Consider the following 19,078-nt stretch of genomic DNA (forward strand, 5'->3'; position numbering starts at 1 on the left):
GATTTAGGAGATGATAAAGTTATCCCTTTAAAAAAAGAGTTATTTGAAGTGTTGTCAAATATAGAGAAAAGGGTATTGATATCTGAGGAAAAAATGAAATTGGATATTTTAATTGATGCCATTACTCTTTATGAAAAATATATAAACTATCATTTAGATACAAAATTAAATCTAAAGAAACATTTATTTGGAGGTTACTCATGTTAAACATAGTTAAAATAACTGACTATATGTCAGAAGAACTAATATTACTTAATCTAAAAGCAAAAACTAAAGATGAAGCTTTAAAAGAGCTATCAACTTTGATAGGAAAATCGGAGAAAATAGAAAAAAAAGATGTTATATATAAAGCTCTTTTAGAAAGAGAAAATTTGGGGAGTACAGGAATAGGAAAAGGGGTAGCCATACCACATGCAAAAACTGATGCGGCTCAAAGTTTAACAATAGCTTTTGGAATAAGTAGAGAGGGAGTAGATTTTAAATCTTTAGATCAAGAAAAGGTAAAAATATTTTTTGTATTTGCATCACCATTTAAAGACAGTCAAATTTATTTAAAAGTATTGGCAAGAATTTCAAGATTAATAAGAGATGAAAATTTTAGAGGGAAGCTTTTAAATTGTGAAAATGCAAAAGAAGTATTGGAGTGTATAGACAAAGAGGAAGCTTTATAGGGAGAGAGTATGAGATGTCCATTTTGTAATAGTGAAGACACAAAAGTAATAGATAGTAGAGCATTTTCTGAAAATAATTCAATAAAAAGAAGAAGAGAGTGCAATAGTTGTGAAAAAAGATTTACAACATATGAAAGAATAGAGGAGAATCCAATCTATGTTGTAAAAAAGAATAAAAGTAGAGAAAAATTTAACAAGGAAAAGCTATTGAGAGGCTTGGAAAGGGCAACTAATAAAAGAAATATAAGCAGAGATGACTTGGAAAAATTTATTGCTGATGTGGAAAAAGTAATACAAAACACTTTAAAAAATGAGATAACAACGCAGGAGCTAGGGGAGCTTGTACTAGAAAAATTAAAAGATTTAGATGAAGTTGCATATGTTAGATTTGCATCTGTATATAAGGAGTTTGATGATATAAAATCCTTTATAGATGTTGTGGAAGATATAAAAAAGGATAAGAAAATATGAAAGTTTTAGTAATAAATGGACCAAATCTGAATTTTTTAGGTAGAAGGGAACCTGAAATATATGGAGATAAAAGTTTAGAAACAATAAACAATGAAATAAAATTATTTGGAAAAAAATGTGGAATGGACATAGAGTTTTTTCAATCTAATCATGAGGGCTTTATAATTGATAAGATACAAGAGGTCTATGGTAAAGTTGATTATTTAATAATCAATCCGGGAGCATTAACGCATTATGGGATTGGAATAAGAGACGCTATTTTGTCAACTAACTTAAAAACCATAGAGGTTCATTTATCCAATGTATACTCTAGAGAAGAGTTTAGACATAAGTCTGTAGTATCAGATATATGCATAGGGAAAATTACTGGATTCGGTTCTGAAGGGTATAAAATGGCCCTTCAATATCTAAGTAGTTTAAAAAAATAGGAGGCAAAATGAGAATTTTATTTATGGGAACTCCAGAGTTTGCAGTTCCATCATTAGATACATTAAGAAAAAAACATGAGATTGTAGGTATATTTACAAAGGTAGATAAACCAAATACAAGAGGAAAAAAGATAAAGTATACTCCGGTAAAAGAGTATGCCTTAGAAAATAATATACCTATTTATCAACCGAACTCCTTGAGAACAGAGGAAACGTTTGAACTAATAAAGGAGTTAAATCCAGAGTTAATTGTTGTAGTGGCTTATGGAAAAATAATTCCTAACAATATAATAGAGTTTCCAAAATATGGGATAATAAATGTACATTCATCTCTACTTCCAAAATTTAGAGGAGCAGCACCAATAAATGCTGCTATAATAGCTGGAGAAAAAGAGAGCGGTGTTACGATTATGGATATAGCAGAGGAGCTTGATGCTGGAGACATAATTTTAAAAGGAACTACACCTATATATGAAGAGGACACTTTTTTAACTCTACATGATAGATTAAAGGCTATAGGTGCGGAAAAATTAGATGAAGCGGTTGAGCAAATAGAAGCAGGAACAGCAAAGAGAGAGGTTCAAAATCATCTAGAAGCCACTTTTGTAAAGCCATATAAAAAAACAGATTGCTTAGTTGATTGGAATAAGACAAAGGAAGAGATTTTTAATTTTGTAAGAGGTATGAATCCATTTCCAACAGCGTATACTTATCACAATGAGAAAGTTTTAAAAATATATGCCATTGAAAAACTTGATAAAATTTATGAGAATGGGGAAAATGGAGAGATAGTGGATTCCATAAAAGGAAAAGGATTTGTAGTTAAGGTCAATAATGGTAGCGTTATTTTAACAGAGATTAAACCTGAAAATAAAAAAAATATATCGGGAAAAGATAGCATAAATGGAAACCTATTTAAAATAGGGGAAGTTTTAAAATAAAAATAGTGGGGGGAGAAGTTACATGATAAAAACTTCAGAAAAAAAAGAAAAGATTTCAAAAAAAACTATACAGAGATTGACAATGTATTTAAAATGTTTAGAAAAATTTTCACCAGATGACTATATATCATCTGAAGAGATGGGAGTGCTATTAGGAGTAACAGCTGCTCAAATAAGAAAAGATTTTTCAAACTTTATAATGGATTTGGATTCTTGTATTGGTATAAGGGGTAAAGGGTATAACGTAAAGTGTCTTTACGAAATGATTGAAGATATATTGGGAATAAACAAACAGAATAATGTAATTATTGTTGGAGCAGGGAAACTAGGAAACGCTATTTTACTAGAAGGTGATATAGAAAAACCTAGATTCAATATTGTTGGAATCTTTGATATAACAAAGAGCAGAATTGGAAAAGAATATAAGGGGATAAAGATAAGTAGTGTAAGTGATATACCAAAAATAGCTTCAGAGCAAAAAATAGATATGGCAATTATAACTGAAAATAAATCTATTGCTCAACAAGTTACTGATATAGTTACACAGTCGGGAATTAAAGCGATACTTAATATGACCTCTTTAGAGATTAAAGTGCCAAGAGATGTTGTTATAGAACATATAGATTTAAATAGAAAGCTTCAAGAATTAAATTACTGGAAAGAGAAGGCGGAATAGTAATGAAAATTTTAGATGGTAAATATGTATCTCAAAAAGTAAGAGATTTAATAAAAAAAGAGATAATTGAGATAAAAGAAAGCACAGGAAAGGTTCCAGGATTAGCAGTAATACAGGCAGGGGATAATTTAGCATCTAAAATTTATGTGAATTCTAAAATAAAGCAATGTGCAGAAGTTGGAATAGAGTCAAAGAACTTTATTATGTCAGTTGATGTTACAGAGATAGAGCTTTTACAAAAAATAGAAGAGTTAAATAAGGATGAAACAATAGATGGAATTTTAGTTCAATTGCCGTTGCCAGATCATATAGATACACCAAAGGTTATAGAAGCGATAGATATAAATAAAGATGTAGATGGTTTTAAACCTGAAAACTTAGGGAAAGTGGTTTTAGGAGATGAAACTGCATTGATTTCATGTACACCAGCAGGAATTTTAAGATTGTTTGAAGAGTATGAAATCGCCTTGGAAGGAAAAGATGTTGTTGTTATAGGTAGAAGTAATATTGTTGGAAAACCAATGACAGCACTTTTAATAAATGAAGGTGCAACAGTAACTGTTTGCAATAGTAAAACAAAAAATCTTGCTGAAAAAACTAAGAATGCAGACGTTGTAATAGTGGCCATAGGAAAGGGGAACTTCCTAAAGGGTGAGATGGTAAAAGATGGAGCTATTATAATAGATGTTGGAATAAATAGAGATGAAAATAACAAGATTTGTGGAGATGTAGATTTTGAGTCTGTAAAAGATAAAGTGTCATACATAACACCTGTTCCTGGGGGAGTAGGACCTATGACTATTGCAATGTTGCTTAATAATACATTAAAAGCATTTAAAATCGGAAAAAAAATATAGGGGAGAGATTAAAATGGAGAAAAAAGAGTTTTATATTGTAGATAAGAGAATATTACCAAATTCAATTCAAAGTGTTATAAAGGTAAATGAGATAGTTCAAGCGGAAAAAATATCAAAATATGAAGCTATAAAAAGAGTTGGAATAAGTAGAAGTACATATTACAAGTATAAGGACTATATCAAACCATTTTTTGAGGGTGGAAAAGAGAAAGTATTCAGTATCCATCTATCTTTAGTTGACAAACCAGGAATATTAGCAAGAGTTTTAGATATTATAGCTGGAGAGCAGATGAATATTTTAACAATTGTTCAAAATATAGCTATAGATGGAGTTAGTAGAGTAACAATATCAATTCAAACAACAGAAAACTTACTTAGAAAAATTGAAGAGATGTTAGAAAAAATAAGTTCTTTAGACTCAGTTAAGGAGTTAAGGGTAATAGGTAGCAATTAAGGAGGAGTAATGAAATTAGATTTAGAGAGTATAAAAAAGTTAGCTAAAAATATTGATGAGCATAATCTTTCTGAAATAACAGTTGAGATTAATGGAACAAAGCTTACAATGAAAAAAGAGGAGTTAAAACAGGAAACAGTAACAACAAATATAAAATACATGGAGCAACCAGCAGCAATTAGTAAAGATATAACAATAGAAAAAACTGAGAGTTCAGCAGAAGAGGTTGTAGACGGTCAAGAGATTGTATCACCAATGGTAGGGACATATTATTCAGCACCATCTCCTGACTCTGACGATTTTGTTAAAGTTGGAGATAGAATAGAGGCTGGAGATACAGTTTGTATAGTTGAAGCTATGAAGATGATGAATGAGGTTAAATCGCCAATATCAGGAACAATAGTAGCACTAAAATCTGAAAATGGAAGAGCAGTAAAAAAGGGAGAAGTATTATTTTTAGTAAAATAGAGGAAAGCGAATAGCTTTCCTTTTTATTCTTTGGAAAGGTTTTTTTAAGAAAACCATGTATGTTGTTTTTTATGGAGAATTATGGTAGAATATAGGAGTATTCAATTTAAAAAAATAAGGAAGGTGTAATATAAAGTTGGACACGTATCGTGATATTATTATATTAGTTGTATTGATTTTACTATCTGGTTTTTTTTCAGCCTCAGAAACAGCCTTAACATCTTTTAAAACAACGGATTTAGAAGATATCGAGAAGTCGAATAAAAAAACAGCACATCTATTGAAAAAGTGGTTAAAAAGTCCAAATGAGATTTTAACAGGAATGCTTTTAGGCAATAATATAGTAAATATTTTAGGATCATCTATTGCAACAGCTTTAGCAATTAATATAATGGGAAACTCTCCTAGAAGTTTAGCTATTGTAACAGCAGTTATGACAGTATTAATTCTTATATTTGGAGAGATAACGCCAAAAATAATGGCAAAAAACAACTCTAAGAGGTTTTCGAAGTTAGTAATAGGTCCGATTTACTATTTCGGTATATTGATGAAACCAATTGTTAAGATATTGATGTGGACATCAATACTAATTGGAAGAATCCTAGGAGTTGAAGTAAAAACAGAGAACATAATGTTTACAGAGGAAGATTTAATATCATTTGTAAATGTGGGAGAAGCTGAAGGAATTATTGAAGAGGAAGAAAAAGAGATGATTCATTCAATAGTTGGCTTAGGAGAGACAAATGCAAAGGAGATAATGACTCCAAGAACATCCATGTTTGCAGTTGAAGGAAATAAAACTTTAGATGATATTTGGGAAGAGATGATAGAAGCTGGATTCTCAAGAATTCCTGTCTATGAGGAAACCATAGATAATATTATTGGAGTTTTATATACAAAAGACGTACTAAATTATTTAAAAGAACATAGTACAGATACACAGGTCAAAGAGTTAGTAAGAGAAGCTTACTATGTTCCTGAGACAAAATCAATCATAGAGATTTTACAGGAGTTTAAAAGTAAGAAAGTACATATAGCACTGGTTTTAGATGAGTATGGTGGAATTGGTGGAGTATTGACAATAGAGGATCTATTAGAGGAAATTGTTGGAGAGATTCGTGATGAATTTGATAATGAGGAAGAGGAAAGCATAAAAGAGATTGACGACAATAGATATGAAGTTGATGCAATGCTAGACATAGAAACAATAAATAAAAATTTGAGTATTGATTTACCAATATCGGAAGATTATGAGAGCTTAGGTGGACTTATTATGTCTGAGCTAGGTAAAATTCCAGCAATTGGAGATATAGTTGAGTTTGAAGATGTAAAACTAATTGTAGTAGAAGTTGAAAAGATGAGAGTGTCTAAGGTAGAGATACAAAGAGGAGAATAAAAATGAGAAGAGTAAAAGCCAGTTTTTATAGTGGATTAATTGCAATACTACCAATTGTTATTACGGTGTATATTTTTAACTGGATATTTCAAATTTTCTTAAATTTATTACAGGATTCTTTTTTAACTGTAGCTATAAGAACATTAGTTTTACAAACTGGTTTAGGAAAAGAGCAGGATCTTCATCTATATACCCAAATCCTTATTAATGTTCTATCATTTATAACATTGATAGTATTATTAATCGTAATTGGAACAGCAATGAGAATATTTTTATTTAAAAAGATTGCTTCTTTTTTGAATAATCTTTTAGTGAAAATACCATTGTTTAGTCAAATATATAGTACAATAACCCAAATAATATCATTATTTGCTTCAGATAGACAAAAATCTTATCAGAAAGTTGTAATGTTTGAGTATCCAAGACATGGAATATATAGTATAGGATTTATGACATCTGATAGTAATCACTTTGTAGAAGAGGTTACAGGTGAGGAGATGTGTAATGTATTTTTACCAACCTCTCCAAATCCAACTTCAGGAATGTTTATAATTTTAAAAAAATCTGAAGTGAGAGTCTTAGATTTAAAAGTGGATGACGCTATAAAACTTATTATCTCAGGAGGAGTAATATTACCACCAAATAATAAAAAGGAGAACTAAATGTGGAAGTATCTTTTTTTAATTTTTGTGTTTATTGGATGTAGTGGTAAAGATGTAAAGGAAATATCAAGGGATTATATAAAAAAAGATGAAAAATATTTATTACTTAAAGGTGCTAATTTATACTCTTTAGGTAAAAAAAGTGAAGCACTATCAGTCTATGAAGAGGTATTAAAAATAAATAATGAAAATAGTGTTGCATTGAGAGAAAAAGCTGTAATTGAAGGACAGTTAGGAAATATGAAGCAGGCTGAAAAAGATTTTTCTGATGCACTGCTTTTAAATCCAAGAGATAATCTAACTTTAAAAAATTTAGCATATTTGAACTTTGAAAAGAAGAATTATAATAAAAGTTTAGAATATTTAGGAAGAGTACCGATGGATTTGAAAAGTGATCAAGATTACTTTATTTTAGGATATATAGAGTTTTTAAATGGAAACTACTTAAACTCATTGAAATATTATGAGCTTATAAGCGATGAGGAGATATTTAATAGCAATCTATTTTTTGATTCATATTTAGACAATTTAAAACATGTTGATAATTTGAAAAAAGACGTATATTTAAGACTTGAAGATAAAATAAAATATAATAAAAGTAGTACCGTAAAGTTATCTAATTTTTATAGTATGTTTTTAAAAAGAGATGATTTATCAGAAAGGGTTTTAAAAAACTATCTAACTTATAATGAGGTTGATAGAGACGTAGTTAATGAGTTAATAAACATATACTATAAAAATGGAGATAAAGTTAAAGCTAAAAAAGCTTTGGATTTGATTTCAAATTAGTATAGATAATTTATGATAAAATTGAAAAGAAGTAATATTTAGGAGGAAGTAAATGGATTTAAAAAAATATGTAGCATTAGTAGAGGACTACCCAAAACCAGGAATAAAATTTAGAGATATAACTCCATTAATGGGAAATGGTGAGGCATATAAATTTGCAACAGATAAAGTTGTTGAGTTTGCAAAAGAGCATAATATAGATTTAGTTGTAGGGCCTGAAGCGAGAGGATTTATATTTGGATGTCCTGTATCATATGCTTTAGGAGTGGGATTTGCTCCAGTTAGAAAACCAGGAAAATTACCTAGAGAGGTTATAGAGTATGCTTATGATTTAGAGTATGGTTCAAATGTACTTTGTATGCATAAAGATTCTGTAAAACCAGGACAGAGAGTTTTAATCGTAGATGATTTACTAGCAACTGGTGGAACTATAGAAGCTACTGTGAAGTTAGTTGAAGAGCTAGGTGGAGTGGTAGCAGGATTAGCGTTTTTAATTGAACTAGAGGACTTAAAAGGTAAAGAAAAATTAGAAGGTTATCCAGTATTAACTTTAATGAAGTATTAATAACTTTTAAGGCGACACAAAACTGTGTCGCCTTATTTGTATGATAGTATAGGAAGAGGTGTATTATGAAATATTGGCAAGAGATAGAAAGTGAAATAGATAAGCACAATTTAAAAGTGGATAAAGAAAAAATCAAAATGGCTTTCTTTTTTGCAGAGGAATGCCATATAGGACAATACAGAAAATCTGGTGACAGCTATATAATACATCCTGTAGAAGTAACAAAAATATTGATAGATATGAAAATGGATACAGAGGGGATAATAGCGGGAATACTTCATGATATAGTGGAAGATACTTTAATAACTATTGCAGATATAAAGTATAACTTTGGAGATGAGGTTGCCCATCTTGTAGACGGTGTTACAAAATTAGATCATTTACCCAATGGAACTAAGAAACAGGATGAGAATATTAGAAAAATGATAATAGCTATGGCTAAAGATGTAAGAGTTATTATCATTAAATTAGCAGATAGACTTCATAATATGAGAACACTAAAGTTTATGATACCAGAGAAGCAAAAGAGAATAGCTCAGGAAACACTGTCAATCTATGCACCATTAGCCCATAGATTAGGTATAGCCAAAATCAAGTGGGAATTGGAAGATATGTCTTTATACTATTTAGAACCAGAGAGATATAAAGATATAAAGGCTTTAATTGATGAAAAAAAGGATGAAAGAAAAAAATACTTAGAAGAGATGGTAAACAATATAACTAAGTTGTTAAATGAAGTTCAAATCTATGGAAAAGTAAAGGGAAGATTCAAACATTTTTATAGTATCTATAAAAAAATGTTTGAAAAAGGGAAAGATTTTGATGGAATCTATGATCTTATAGGAATTAGAATTATTTTAAATACAGAGGCGGAATGTTATAATACTTTAGGAGTTATACACAGTAATTATAGACCTGTTCCAGGAAGATTTAAAGATTATATTGCAGTTCCTAAATCCAATAACTATCAATCTATACACACAACCATAGTGGGACCTCTAGGAAAATTTGTTGAAATCCAAATTAGAACAGAGGAGATGGATAGAGTAGCTGAAGAGGGTGTTGCAGCACACTGGAGCTATAAAGAGAATAAAAAAATAAGTAAAAAAGATCAGGTTTATGGATGGCTTAGAAACATTGTGGAATTAAATCAAGGGGCTGAAAATACTGAGGAATTTATAAAAGAGGTCACTGGAGATATAGTAAAAGAGACAGTATTTGTATTTTCACCTAAGGGAGATGTTGTAGAGTTAGCCCAAGGTGCTACACCTATAGATTTTGCATTTAATATACATACTGAAATTGGAATTAAATGTGTAGGTGCTAAAGTTAATGGAAAGATTGTGCCTTTAGATTATAAGTTGAACAATGGGGATAGAGTGGAGATTATCACATCTAAAACTGCAAAAGGTCCAGGAAATGACTGGTTGGATATTGTAGCTACTCAAAGTGCTAAAAGTAAGATAAAAAAATGGTTAAAAGATCAAAAACTTGATGAAAATATTAAGATTGGAAAAGAGTTAATTGAAAAAGAGATCATAAAGTTAGGTATGACATTAAAGGAGTTTGAAGAGAGTCCAACTTTAAAGAAACACTTGGAAAAACATAATATTCCAACTTTAAATGATTTTTATTTCCATATGGGAGAAACAAAAAGTAAAGTTGATGTAGTTATAGCTAAATTAAAAATTGAGCAAGATAAGAATAAAGCATATATAGAAAGTAACGTAGAGGACTTTATAAAAGAACCAATAAAAAAGAAATCAGCTAAAAAGGATGATCAAGGAATTGTAATTGATGGAACTGAAAATACATTAATAAGATTTGCAAGATGCTGTACACCTCTTCCAGGAGATGATATTGGAGGGTATGTAACCAAATTAACTGGAATAGCAATTCATAGAAAGGATTGTCCAAACTATATATCAATGGTAAATCATGATCCAGCTAGAGTTATAGATGTTCATTGGGATGAGAAACTTTTAGAAACACCATCAAAAAAGAATAAATATACATTTGCTTTTACAATAAAAGCAATGGATAGACAAAATATTCTCATGGATGTTGTAACTACGATTTCAAATCATAAAATCAATGTTCTATCCCTAAACTCTCATAATATAAAAAAGGGACTGGATACCATTGCGATAATAAAAGCAACAGTTGAATTAAATAGTAAAGATGAGTATAAGCAATTAGTTAGTCATCTATTAAAAATAAAAGATGTAATGTCAGTGGAAAGATAGGAGAGAATTAATGAGTAAAAAGTTACCAGTAACGTATGAACTATACGGTAAAGATGGAAAAGCTAGAATAGGAAAGATAACAACTCCTCATGGGGAGATTGAAACACCTGTATTTATGCCTGTTGGAACTCAAGCAACAGTAAAAGGGATGACACCAGAAGAGTTAGAAGAGATGGGTGCTGAAATAATATTAGGAAACACTTACCACTTATATTTAAGACCTAGCGATGAGCTAGTGGCTAAATTTGGTGGATTACACAAATTTATGAATTGGAAAAAACCAATTTTAACTGACAGTGGAGGGTTCCAAGTATTCAGTTTAGGTGATTTAAGAAATATTAAGGAGGAGGGTGTATATTTCAGATCACACTTAGATGGGTCTAAACACTTTATATCTCCTGAAAAATCTATAAATATTCAAAATAACTTAGGGTCAGATATCGTTATGCTATTTGATGAGTGCCCACCAGGTATGTCATCAAAGGAGTATTTAATTCCATCAATAGAAAGAACAACAAGATGGGCTAAAAGATGTGTGGAAGCTCATAGAAGACCAGATGAACAAGGATTATTTGCTATAGTTCAAGGTGGAATATATGAAGATTTAAGAGATAAAAGTTTAGCTGAATTAAGTGAAATGGATGAAGCATTTTCAGGATATGCTGTAGGTGGTCTTGCAGTGGGAGAACCTAGAGAGGATATGTATAGAATTCTTGATTATATTGTAGAAAAATTACCTGAAAATAAACCAAGATACCTTATGGGAGTGGGAGAACCTCTGGATATGCTAGAAGCGGTTGCAGCAGGAATAGATATGATGGATTGTGTTCAACCTTCAAGAATCGGTAGACATGGTACTGTATTTACAAAATATGGTAGATTGGTAATAAAAAATGCTACATATGCTGAGGATACAAGACCTTTAGATGAGGGATGTAATTGCTATGTATGTAGAAACTATTCAAGAGGGTATATCAGACATCTATTTAAAGCTCAAGAGATTTTAGGGGCAAGATTAGCAACATATCATAATCTATATTTCCTATTAAAATTGATGAAAGACTCAAGAACTGCAATAAAAGAGGGAAGATTTAGTGAATTTAAAGCTAAATTTGAAAAAAATTATGCAATGGGAAAAAATAGTGATTGGATAAAACCAATAAAGTTTGATAAATAAAAAAGGCTAAAAATTGAGTAATTACTTAAACTATTAAAAATATAAAAAACCTCTTTTAGAACTAACTAAAGGAGGTTTTTACTTTACCAGTTTAGTTCTATTTTTAATTGCTTTGTTTTAACTCTCTCTTTTCGTAATCCATCATTTGATGGTAGATGTTCGGTTCTTTTTTTAATCTCATTTTTGGTCAAATCATTGAATAAGTTGGTACTTTCTAAAGAGGATATCTGATTATTACTTGGCAGATATTTATTTTCTTTTAAATAATCAATAAAAGGCCAAACAGAATCAGGTGCCAAATTAGCTTTCCAGTGTCCATAGATAGCTGGATGATGTGTAGTCATTAATATAAAGTCATCAAATTTATATAACCCATATTTTTTATTGAAGCTAGATTTTAGACACTCTGCTTTTTGTTTCAAGTTCTCTTCTAAAGTTTTTACAAAATTATTGATTCCTTGTACTGCCCACTCACCTTGAGTGATAATTAAAGTGGGCTCTAAAATTTTTATTTCTGCTAGTAAATGCTTAATACAATTATTTTTCATACATTTTGTAGAATTTACATTTGAGACATTTGAAAATTTATCTATTTTCTGAAAAGAGCATCTATATGCATCAGATAAAGTATACGCTGAAAGCACATTGTTACTATCTACTTCAAATATATATTTAAGAATATCTCTTGTTCCCTTCATGTGATTATTCATTTTTTCCCAATTGACACAATTTAATACTGTTTCATTGAAAGAATCAAAGTTAGGCAAAATTCCAAACTCTAAATTTTGCATGTACCCATGCTCTTTTCCTACAATTAAAATTCTAATCTCTTTTCCTCCAAACTCTGAATCATAAAAGGGCATAACTGCAGCTGTGGTTCCAGAGAATTGTTTTTTAAACTCTCTTAAATTCACTGATTGAGAACAACTAGGAAAGTATTTACAAAAAAAATTATCTGCATTTAAACCATTTTTATCATAATATTTATGGAGTTTTTGTATTCTTTCTTGTGTCTTATCTGTATTAAAATTCCACATGCTAATCACCTCATAATTTTCTTATAGATATTTACAATCATGTATATATTATTTTTACAGGTTTGTCAATACTAATTAAGAGTTAAGTAAAAAAGGAGAGCTCTATACTTTAAGGTATAAAACTCTCCAATTATTAGCTGTTTTATAGATTGTATTTTGTAAACTTAGTTTTAAATTCATCTTCAGATCTAACAAAAAGTCTTTCATTTCCTTCTAAGTCTAAGACTTGTTCAGAAAAAACTCTATATAGATACATAACTTGTCCATCCTGTTCATTTGTACAATTTAAGATATTGTAGTTTAAAACCTCATATAGTTTACCATTTTTATTATTTTTCCAAAGCTCTTTATTCATAACACTCCTTCAAACAGTTATTTCACCACATAAATCAGACTCCATAAAGAATTTTATATCTTGAGTCGAAAGATTTTTACCTAAGAGATACATAAGCTTAGTTATAGCCGCTTCAGGTGTCATATCTCCACCACTTATAACTCCAATGTTTTTTAGAGCACTGCTAGCTTCATACAGACCCATTTTAACAGCTCCAGTAGCACATTGGGTTATATTGACAACAACAACTCCAGAATCAATTATCGCTTTTAAAGTAGAAATAAAGATATCAGAAGTTGGCGCATTACCATTACCATATGTTTTTAAAATTATACCCTTTATATCCTCATGAGCTTCTACAAGTGTTTTTATATAGTGTGGCTTTATACCTGGGAAAATCTCAACTATAAGGATATTACTATTGATACATGGGTCTGTATAAAACTCATATTTAGGCATATCCAATACCTTTCTGTCATGAATTTTAATTTCACATCCAATCTCTCCTAAAGGTCTGTAGTTTGGAGAAGCAAAACCAAAGTAGTTAGTGGCATCAATTTTTCTTGCACGATTTCCTCTAAGAAGTTCATCTCTAAAGCATATTGTAACCTCAGGTATATTTTTAACACCATAGATTCTGTTTCCTGCAATTTGAATAGATGTGATTAGATTTTGAAGGGCATCACTTCTAGGAGTAACTAAAGGAACTTGAGAGCCAGTTAAAACAACAGGTTTATCAAGATTTTTAAGCATAAAAGATAGAGCTGAAGCTGTAAAGGCCATAGTATCAGTTCCGTGTAAAATAACAAACCCTCTATAGTCATAATAATTTTTTTCAATAATTTTAACAATATCAAGCCAAATTTCAGGATTCATATCAGAAGAATCAATCAGATTTTGGATTTGGCAGTAGTCAGCTGGAAATCTCTCTAAAATTGGGTGATTTTTGGCAACTTCAAACCAATTTTTGGCAGGTCTTAATGGACTATTAGGATTGCTTTCCTCACTGTTAACCATGCCAATAGTTCCCCCAGTATTTATAATAAGAATTTTTTCTAACATTTAACTCCTCCTAAAGTTAATCCCCTAGTAAACTAGGGGATTAATCTCTTATATATCTTTTAAGAATATGTTTTGACTTCTATCAGGACCAACTGAAACAACAGTTATTTGACATCCTAAGAACTCTTCAACTCTAGCAAGGTATTTTTTACAGTTTTCAGGTAACTCATTGTAATCTTTCATATTAGAGATATCCTCTGTCCAACCTGGTAACTCCTCATAGATTGGCTTAGCGAAAGCTAACTTTTCAGTAGCTGCAGGAACAGTTGTATAAACTTTTCCGTCGATTTCATATCCAGTACAAATTTTTAAAGTATCTAATCCACTTAATACGTCAATCTTTGTGATTACAACGTCAGTTAATCCATTGATATCAACAGCATATTTACCAACAACAAGGTCTAGCCATCCACATCTTCTAGGTCTTCCAGTTGTAGCTCCAAACTCTCCACCAATCTGTCTGATTTTTTCTCCTAAATCATTGTTTAACTCAGTAACGAAAGGTCCTTCTCCAACTCTAGTTGTATAAGCTTTCATAACTCCGATTATTCTATCGATTTTTCTAGGAGAAACTCCAACACCAGTAGTAACTCCTCCACTTGTAGGAGATGATGAAGTAACATATGGGTATGTTCCATAGTTAATATCTAGCATCATAGCTTGAGCTCCTTCAAATAGAACAAACTTATCCTCATCTAAAGCTTTGTTTATTTCAGGAGTAGCATCGATGATTCTATGCTTTAATCTTTCAGCATATCCTTTATACTCTTCAAAAATTTCCTCAAAGTTCATAACAGGAGCGTCATAAATTTTTGTGAAAAGCTCATTTTTTTCCTCAAGGTTCATTTTTAATTTTTTAGCAAATAATTCCATATCTAATAGTTCAACTGCTCTGATTCCAACTCTAGAGAATTTATCAGAGTAACAAGGTCCTATTCCTCTCTTAGTAGTTCCAATTTTGTTATCTCCACTTCTCTCCTCTTTTAAGATATCTAGTTGAATGTGGTAAGGCATAATAAGGTGCGCTCTATCACTTATGAATAGGTGATCAACTTTAGCTCCTTTAGCTTCTAATGTATCAAGTTCTTTTAAAAGAACCTTAGGATCTACAACAACTCCAGGTCCAATGACACATTTTCCTTGCCCATGTAACATTCCAGATGGTAATAGGTGAAGTATAAACTTCTCTCCGTTCACAACAACTGTATGACCAGCGTTGTTTCCTCCTTGGAATCTAACAACGTAATCAGCTCTATCTCCAAGAACGTCAATTATTTTTCCTTTTCCTTCATCTCCCCATTGAGTTCCTACTACAACGTATCCTGCCATTTAAATACCTCCATGTATTATTTCATTATTTGATTTTTTTTATTTCAATATAGTTAATATTTTTGTTATGTTTACATATAAATAGATCTTCAAACTCTGTTCTGATATTATCAACAGCCTTAGGACTGTTGTGTAAATCTGGTGTATGATAGATCACTTCATAGTTTTTTAAATCTTTAGCAAATTCTAAAACATCAGCATAATATTGATCATGATCAGTTTTGAAGAATAGAGTTCCACCAACTTTCATTATAACATCAAGAAGTTCAAAAAGTTTAGGTTGAAGTATTCTATTTTTTTCATTACCTTCCCAAGGATCTGGGAAATTAATGTAAAGACCTTCAATCTCTTCATCTCCAATAAATTTTGTAATATCTTCACCACGTCTTCTTAAAAAAATAACATTGTTTAGATCTCTTTTTTCAGCTTTATTAGCAGATAAAACCAATCTTTTAAATCTTATTTCAAGAGCTAAGTGATTTCTCTCAGGATATTTAGCAGCCATTCCAACTGCAAAGTTTCCACTTCCAGATCCTATTTCAAGATATACAGGGTTACTATTACCAAAAGCTTTTTGGTTCCAGTTTCCTCTATAAGAATCCATAATTTCACTATCATAGATAATGTGATTAGGATAGTCAACTAATTTAACCATATATGGATTATAATTAGTTCTAGGATTTGTGAAGAAGTGTTTCCATAGAGTGTCTTCTAATCTTTCTTTCATTCTTCCTCCATAAATTTAATCGTTTTTTCAGCGGCATTTTGATTGCTTTTGAAAAATGCTTTTATTTTATCCTCAGAGACAGGATTTGTCTCTAAGTGATTAATAGTATTTAAAAAATCCTCTTTATTAGTAACTTTATAACCAATGTTAAGAGTGAGGATATCTTTAGATATATCCTTAACATTTTGTAAATATGGGCCAAAAATAGGGGATTTCCCATAAAAAAGTGGCTCTAATAAACTATGACCACCAATATTTACCAACGTTCCACCGACAAAAACAATATCAGCGATGGAGTAAAACTTTCTTAAAACACCCATTTTATCAACAATAAGCACTTGAACTCTTTCTGAAGAGGGTTCAGTTTCTAAATCAGTTAATTTTTTATATGTTAAATTTGAATCTCTCAATAGATTTTCAATTTCACTAACTCTTTCTAGATGTCTTGGTACAATTATTAACATAGTATTTTTTAAACTTGTAAAAAGATCTATAAGAATAGAATCCTCTCCTTGTCTTGTACTTCCAGCGACAAAAATTTTTCTGGAATCACTATTTATAAGTGTTTTTAAATTTGACATCTCTTCAGAGGAGAAAGTTTCAAAGGATATATCAAATTTTAAGTTTCCTGTGACAAAAACTCTATTTTTATTCGCTCCCAAAGCTATTATTCTAACCTTATCCTCTTCAGACTGCATAAAAAACCCGTTTATTTTAGAAAAAAGAGGTTTTATAATCCAAGATATTCTCTTATATCTAGGAAAACTTTTATTTGATATTCTTCCATTGACGATAAATACCTTGGAATATTTTGAACCTAAATCTATAAAGTTAGGCCAAATCTCTGTTTCCACTAAGATAACTTTAGAAACTTTGATATAATTAAATATTTTTTTTAGTATAAACATATCATCTAGTGGGAATTTTAATATAGATATTCTATCATCATTAGAGTACTTGTTACTAGCTATTTCATAGCCTGTATCCGTAAAAACTGTAATTAAAATATTTTCTCTAAAATTATTTTTAATCTTTTTTATTAAGGCATCAGTGAGATTAATCTCTCCAACAGAGGAGCAGTGTATCCAAATGTATCTTTCCCCTCTTTTTAAAACTGAAATATCTTGAAATAATCTTTGGAAGACAAATTTTAATTTTTTAGGCTTAAAAATTAAAAATATAAAGAGAAAGGGATATAAAAATCCTCTCAATAGATTGTAAAACATGTTTTACCCTCCGATTTTCTCTTTGATCAATTGTGAAATAGCATTAACGCTCTCTTCAATATTAAGTAAACTTGTATCCACTTCAATGGCATCATCAGCTTTTTTTAAAGGACTTTCCTTTCTTGTAGAATCAGTGTGATCTCTTTCTAAGATATCCTTTAAAACTGTTTCAAAGTCTTCACTAATCCCTTTTGAAGCATAATCTTTAACTCTTCTTTTGGCTCTCTCTTCAGGTGAGGCAATTAGAAACACCTTTAAATCGGCATTTGGAAAAACAACAGTTCCAATATCTCTACCATCTAGAATAACTTTCTTACCTTTACTAATCTCTCTTTGTAAATCCACTAATTTAGTTCTTACGGCTTTTATAGCAGAAACAGGAGAAACAATTTTTGTAACCTCAGGTGTTCTTATCTTTAATGAAACATCCACACCATTTAAAATGAATCTATCTCCAATGATATCCATTTTGATATCATCTAAAATACTCTCTATATCTTTTACATTATTAAAATCAATATTATTTTCAAGAATATAAAGTGCTACCATTCTGTACATAGCTCCTGTATCAAGGTATGTTAGCCCAAAATTCTTAGCGATAATTTTAGCGATAGTGCTTTTTCCGCTTCCAGCTGGACCATCTAAAGCAATAATATAGTTTTTCATTAAAATCCTCCTAGGCTTTAATAAGAAGAGCTCTCCACTCTTTATCTCTTTTTATTTCTAGTATTTCAAGTCCTTTTTCCTCTACCTGTTTAACAATTTCAGGAAGTTTATCCTCTATGATACCTGAGAAAATAACTAATCCATCTTTTTTAACAACTTTAAATATATCCTTTAATAATAATAGGATAACATCAGCTAAAATATTGGCAACAACAACATCAAATTGTTTATCTTTAACAACAGAGATTAAATCACCTAAATAAACTTGTGCAGTTTCAGATGATATTTTATTTAGTTCTAAATTTTCCTTGGTAGCTTCAACAGCTAACTCGTCAATATCAGTTCCATATATGTCAGTAGCACCTAGTTTTTCAGCTGCAATCATCAAAATTCCAGAACCAGTACCCACATCTATAACAGAGTTTCCTGGCATTATATTCTCTTCCATAATTTTTAGACAAAGGGAGGTAGTAGGATGGGATCCTGTACCAAAAGCTCTACCTGGATCTAACTCAATAACAAGCTCATTATCTTCAGGCTCGTATTCTCTCCAAGTTGGTTTAACAACAAATTTCTCACTTACTTTTTCAGGATATAGATATTTTTTCCAACTATTTTGATAATCCTCTTCATTATACTCATAGAAATCTATTGTAAAAACAACGTCATCTCTATCGTTAAATCTCTCTTCAAAAGCGTTTTTTATTAACTCATTTCTTCTTTGAGAATAAGGATTTAATGGGAAATAAGCTGAAACAGCGTAATCGACCATTAAAAATTGTTTCTCATCTTTATAAAAATCCAAGGGATTTTTAGTTTTTAAAGGTTCATCAATTTTTAAACCAGTAGCTCCAAATCCATAGAATATATCACAAATCTCTTTTTGAGTATTATCA

22 protein-coding genes and 1 pseudogene are annotated in these 19,078 nt (G+C 30.4%); 15 read left to right on the forward strand and 8 right to left on the reverse strand.

Annotation, left to right across the window (positions count from 1 at the left end; all coding sequences use genetic code 11):
- The 15 genes and pseudogenes from ACMOUI_RS08940 to tgt form a co-directional block, all read left to right on the forward strand.
- Positions 1-207 (forward strand): annotated as a pseudogene (locus ACMOUI_RS08940) (hypothetical protein); the annotation flags it as partial.
- The gene (locus ACMOUI_RS08945; RefSeq protein ID WP_418965361.1) at positions 201-671 is read left to right on the forward strand and encodes a PTS sugar transporter subunit IIA; all 471 of its coding nucleotides are present in this window, start codon (positions 201-203) and stop codon (positions 669-671) included. The pseudogene ACMOUI_RS08940 and the gene ACMOUI_RS08945, both read left to right, overlap by 7 nt.
- A 9-nt stretch (positions 672-680) precedes the next feature.
- Positions 681-1,142 carry a transcriptional regulator NrdR gene (gene nrdR / locus ACMOUI_RS08950; protein WP_418965362.1) on the forward strand — a complete coding sequence of 154 codons (462 nt, stop codon included), beginning with the start codon at positions 681-683 and terminating at the stop codon, positions 1,140-1,142.
- Complete coding sequence (aroQ, locus tag ACMOUI_RS08955; protein ID WP_418965363.1) at positions 1,139-1,570, forward strand: type II 3-dehydroquinate dehydratase; 432 nt, start codon at positions 1,139-1,141, stop codon at positions 1,568-1,570. The genes nrdR and aroQ overlap by 4 nt, the downstream gene beginning before the upstream one ends.
- An 8-nt stretch (positions 1,571-1,578) precedes the next feature.
- Positions 1,579-2,511, forward strand: a complete 933-nt coding sequence (gene fmt / locus ACMOUI_RS08960) for a methionyl-tRNA formyltransferase (RefSeq protein ID WP_418965364.1) — start codon at positions 1,579-1,581, stop codon at positions 2,509-2,511.
- 22 nt (positions 2,512-2,533) lie between these two features.
- Entirely contained in the window at positions 2,534-3,187 is a 654-nt protein-coding gene (locus ACMOUI_RS08965) for a redox-sensing transcriptional repressor Rex (RefSeq protein ID WP_418965365.1), read from the forward strand.
- Positions 3,188-3,189: 2 nt separating this feature from the next.
- On the forward strand, positions 3,190-4,044 hold the full coding sequence (gene folD / locus ACMOUI_RS08970; RefSeq protein WP_418965366.1) for a bifunctional methylenetetrahydrofolate dehydrogenase/methenyltetrahydrofolate cyclohydrolase FolD: 855 nt from the start codon (positions 3,190-3,192) through the stop codon (positions 4,042-4,044).
- A gap of 13 nt (positions 4,045-4,057) precedes the next feature.
- A complete protein-coding gene (locus tag ACMOUI_RS08975; RefSeq protein WP_256691016.1) occupies positions 4,058-4,498 on the forward strand; it encodes an ACT domain-containing protein in 441 nt (146 codons plus the stop codon).
- 9 nt (positions 4,499-4,507) lie between these two features.
- Positions 4,508-4,966 carry an acetyl-CoA carboxylase biotin carboxyl carrier protein gene (gene accB / locus ACMOUI_RS08980; RefSeq protein WP_418965367.1) on the forward strand — a complete coding sequence of 153 codons (459 nt, stop codon included), beginning with the start codon at positions 4,508-4,510 and terminating at the stop codon, positions 4,964-4,966.
- Positions 4,967-5,102: 136 nt separating this feature from the next.
- A complete protein-coding gene (locus ACMOUI_RS08985) occupies positions 5,103-6,362 on the forward strand; it encodes a hemolysin family protein (protein ID WP_418965368.1) in 1,260 nt (419 codons plus the stop codon).
- Between the two features lie 2 nt (positions 6,363-6,364).
- Positions 6,365-7,024, forward strand: coding sequence for a DUF502 domain-containing protein (locus ACMOUI_RS08990; RefSeq protein WP_418965369.1), 660 nt, complete (start codon positions 6,365-6,367; stop codon positions 7,022-7,024).
- Positions 7,025-7,813 carry a tetratricopeptide repeat protein gene (locus tag ACMOUI_RS08995; protein WP_418965370.1) on the forward strand — a complete coding sequence of 263 codons (789 nt, stop codon included), beginning with the start codon at positions 7,025-7,027 and terminating at the stop codon, positions 7,811-7,813.
- 52 nt (positions 7,814-7,865) lie between these two features.
- Positions 7,866-8,378, forward strand: coding sequence for an adenine phosphoribosyltransferase (locus ACMOUI_RS09000; RefSeq protein ID WP_418965371.1), 513 nt, complete (start codon positions 7,866-7,868; stop codon positions 8,376-8,378).
- Positions 8,379-8,443: 65 nt separating this feature from the next.
- A complete protein-coding gene (locus tag ACMOUI_RS09005; protein ID WP_418965372.1) occupies positions 8,444-10,624 on the forward strand; it encodes a RelA/SpoT family protein in 2,181 nt (726 codons plus the stop codon).
- Positions 10,625-10,634: 10 nt separating this feature from the next.
- The gene (gene tgt / locus ACMOUI_RS09010; protein WP_418965373.1) at positions 10,635-11,801 is read left to right on the forward strand and encodes a tRNA guanosine(34) transglycosylase Tgt; all 1,167 of its coding nucleotides are present in this window, start codon (positions 10,635-10,637) and stop codon (positions 11,799-11,801) included.
- Between the two features lie 83 nt (positions 11,802-11,884).
- Here tgt and ACMOUI_RS09015 read toward each other — a convergent pair whose 3' ends face one another.
- The 8 genes from ACMOUI_RS09015 to prmA all read right to left on the reverse strand — a co-directional run.
- Positions 11,885-12,838, reverse strand: coding sequence for a hypothetical protein (locus tag ACMOUI_RS09015; RefSeq protein ID WP_418965374.1), 954 nt, complete (start codon positions 12,836-12,838; stop codon positions 11,885-11,887).
- A 142-nt stretch (positions 12,839-12,980) separates the two neighbouring features.
- Positions 12,981-13,193, reverse strand: a complete 213-nt coding sequence (locus tag ACMOUI_RS09020; protein ID WP_418965375.1) for a hypothetical protein — start codon at positions 13,191-13,193, stop codon at positions 12,981-12,983.
- Positions 13,194-13,202: 9 nt separating this feature from the next.
- On the reverse strand, positions 13,203-14,234 hold the full coding sequence (locus tag ACMOUI_RS09025; protein WP_418965376.1) for an asparaginase: 1,032 nt from the start codon (positions 14,232-14,234) through the stop codon (positions 13,203-13,205).
- 48 nt (positions 14,235-14,282) lie between these two features.
- Positions 14,283-15,563: an adenylosuccinate synthase gene (locus ACMOUI_RS09030; protein WP_418965377.1), complete on the reverse strand. Its 1,281-nt coding sequence runs from the start codon at positions 15,561-15,563 to the stop codon at positions 14,283-14,285.
- 25 nt (positions 15,564-15,588) lie between these two features.
- Positions 15,589-16,290, reverse strand: coding sequence for a tRNA (guanosine(46)-N7)-methyltransferase TrmB (gene trmB, locus ACMOUI_RS09035; protein WP_418965378.1), 702 nt, complete (start codon positions 16,288-16,290; stop codon positions 15,589-15,591).
- Positions 16,287-17,516 (reverse strand): 3-deoxy-D-manno-octulosonic acid transferase, encoded by a 1,230-nt coding sequence (locus ACMOUI_RS09040; protein WP_418965379.1) that lies wholly within the window; start codon positions 17,514-17,516, stop codon positions 16,287-16,289. The genes trmB and ACMOUI_RS09040 overlap by 4 nt, the downstream gene beginning before the upstream one ends.
- Positions 17,517-17,519: 3 nt before the next feature.
- On the reverse strand, positions 17,520-18,182 hold the full coding sequence (cmk, locus tag ACMOUI_RS09045; RefSeq protein ID WP_418965380.1) for a (d)CMP kinase: 663 nt from the start codon (positions 18,180-18,182) through the stop codon (positions 17,520-17,522).
- A 10-nt stretch (positions 18,183-18,192) separates the two neighbouring features.
- A partial coding sequence (prmA, locus tag ACMOUI_RS09050; protein WP_418965381.1) for a 50S ribosomal protein L11 methyltransferase occupies positions 18,193-19,078 on the reverse strand: 886 nt, incomplete at its 5' end.

This window comes from Cetobacterium sp. (assembly GCF_048470075.1).
Taxonomy (GTDB): domain Bacteria; phylum Fusobacteriota; class Fusobacteriia; order Fusobacteriales; family Fusobacteriaceae; genus Cetobacterium_A.

What these genes read in the sequence shown, in the direction of transcription:
- ACMOUI_RS08945 (WP_418965361.1), top strand. Translation starts at nt 201, where the DNA reads ATGTTAAACATAGTTAAAATAACTGACTATATGTCAGAAGAACTAATA.
- nrdR (WP_418965362.1), top strand. Translation starts at nt 681, where the DNA reads ATGAGATGTCCATTTTGTAATAGTGAAGACACAAAAGTAATAGATAGT.
- aroQ (WP_418965363.1), top strand. Translation starts at nt 1,139, where the DNA reads ATGAAAGTTTTAGTAATAAATGGACCAAATCTGAATTTTTTAGGTAGA.
- fmt (WP_418965364.1), top strand. Translation starts at nt 1,579, where the DNA reads ATGAGAATTTTATTTATGGGAACTCCAGAGTTTGCAGTTCCATCATTA.
- ACMOUI_RS08965 (WP_418965365.1), top strand. Translation starts at nt 2,534, where the DNA reads ATGATAAAAACTTCAGAAAAAAAAGAAAAGATTTCAAAAAAAACTATA.
- folD (WP_418965366.1), top strand. Translation starts at nt 3,190, where the DNA reads ATGAAAATTTTAGATGGTAAATATGTATCTCAAAAAGTAAGAGATTTA.
- ACMOUI_RS08975 (WP_256691016.1), top strand. Translation starts at nt 4,058, where the DNA reads ATGGAGAAAAAAGAGTTTTATATTGTAGATAAGAGAATATTACCAAAT.
- accB (WP_418965367.1), top strand. Translation starts at nt 4,508, where the DNA reads ATGAAATTAGATTTAGAGAGTATAAAAAAGTTAGCTAAAAATATTGAT.
- ACMOUI_RS08990 (WP_418965369.1), top strand. Translation starts at nt 6,365, where the DNA reads ATGAGAAGAGTAAAAGCCAGTTTTTATAGTGGATTAATTGCAATACTA.
- ACMOUI_RS08995 (WP_418965370.1), top strand. Translation starts at nt 7,025, where the DNA reads ATGTGGAAGTATCTTTTTTTAATTTTTGTGTTTATTGGATGTAGTGGT.
- ACMOUI_RS09000 (WP_418965371.1), top strand. Translation starts at nt 7,866, where the DNA reads ATGGATTTAAAAAAATATGTAGCATTAGTAGAGGACTACCCAAAACCA.
- ACMOUI_RS09005 (WP_418965372.1), top strand. Translation starts at nt 8,444, where the DNA reads ATGAAATATTGGCAAGAGATAGAAAGTGAAATAGATAAGCACAATTTA.
- tgt (WP_418965373.1), top strand. Translation starts at nt 10,635, where the DNA reads ATGAGTAAAAAGTTACCAGTAACGTATGAACTATACGGTAAAGATGGA.
- ACMOUI_RS09015 (WP_418965374.1), bottom strand. Translation starts at nt 12,838, where the DNA reads ATGTGGAATTTTAATACAGATAAGACACAAGAAAGAATACAAAAACTC.
- ACMOUI_RS09020 (WP_418965375.1), bottom strand. Translation starts at nt 13,193, where the DNA reads ATGAATAAAGAGCTTTGGAAAAATAATAAAAATGGTAAACTATATGAG.
- ACMOUI_RS09025 (WP_418965376.1), bottom strand. Translation starts at nt 14,234, where the DNA reads ATGTTAGAAAAAATTCTTATTATAAATACTGGGGGAACTATTGGCATG.
- ACMOUI_RS09030 (WP_418965377.1), bottom strand. Translation starts at nt 15,563, where the DNA reads ATGGCAGGATACGTTGTAGTAGGAACTCAATGGGGAGATGAAGGAAAA.
- trmB (WP_418965378.1), bottom strand. Translation starts at nt 16,290, where the DNA reads ATGAAAGAAAGATTAGAAGACACTCTATGGAAACACTTCTTCACAAAT.
- ACMOUI_RS09040 (WP_418965379.1), bottom strand. Translation starts at nt 17,516, where the DNA reads ATGTTTTACAATCTATTGAGAGGATTTTTATATCCCTTTCTCTTTATA.
- cmk (WP_418965380.1), bottom strand. Translation starts at nt 18,182, where the DNA reads ATGAAAAACTATATTATTGCTTTAGATGGTCCAGCTGGAAGCGGAAAA.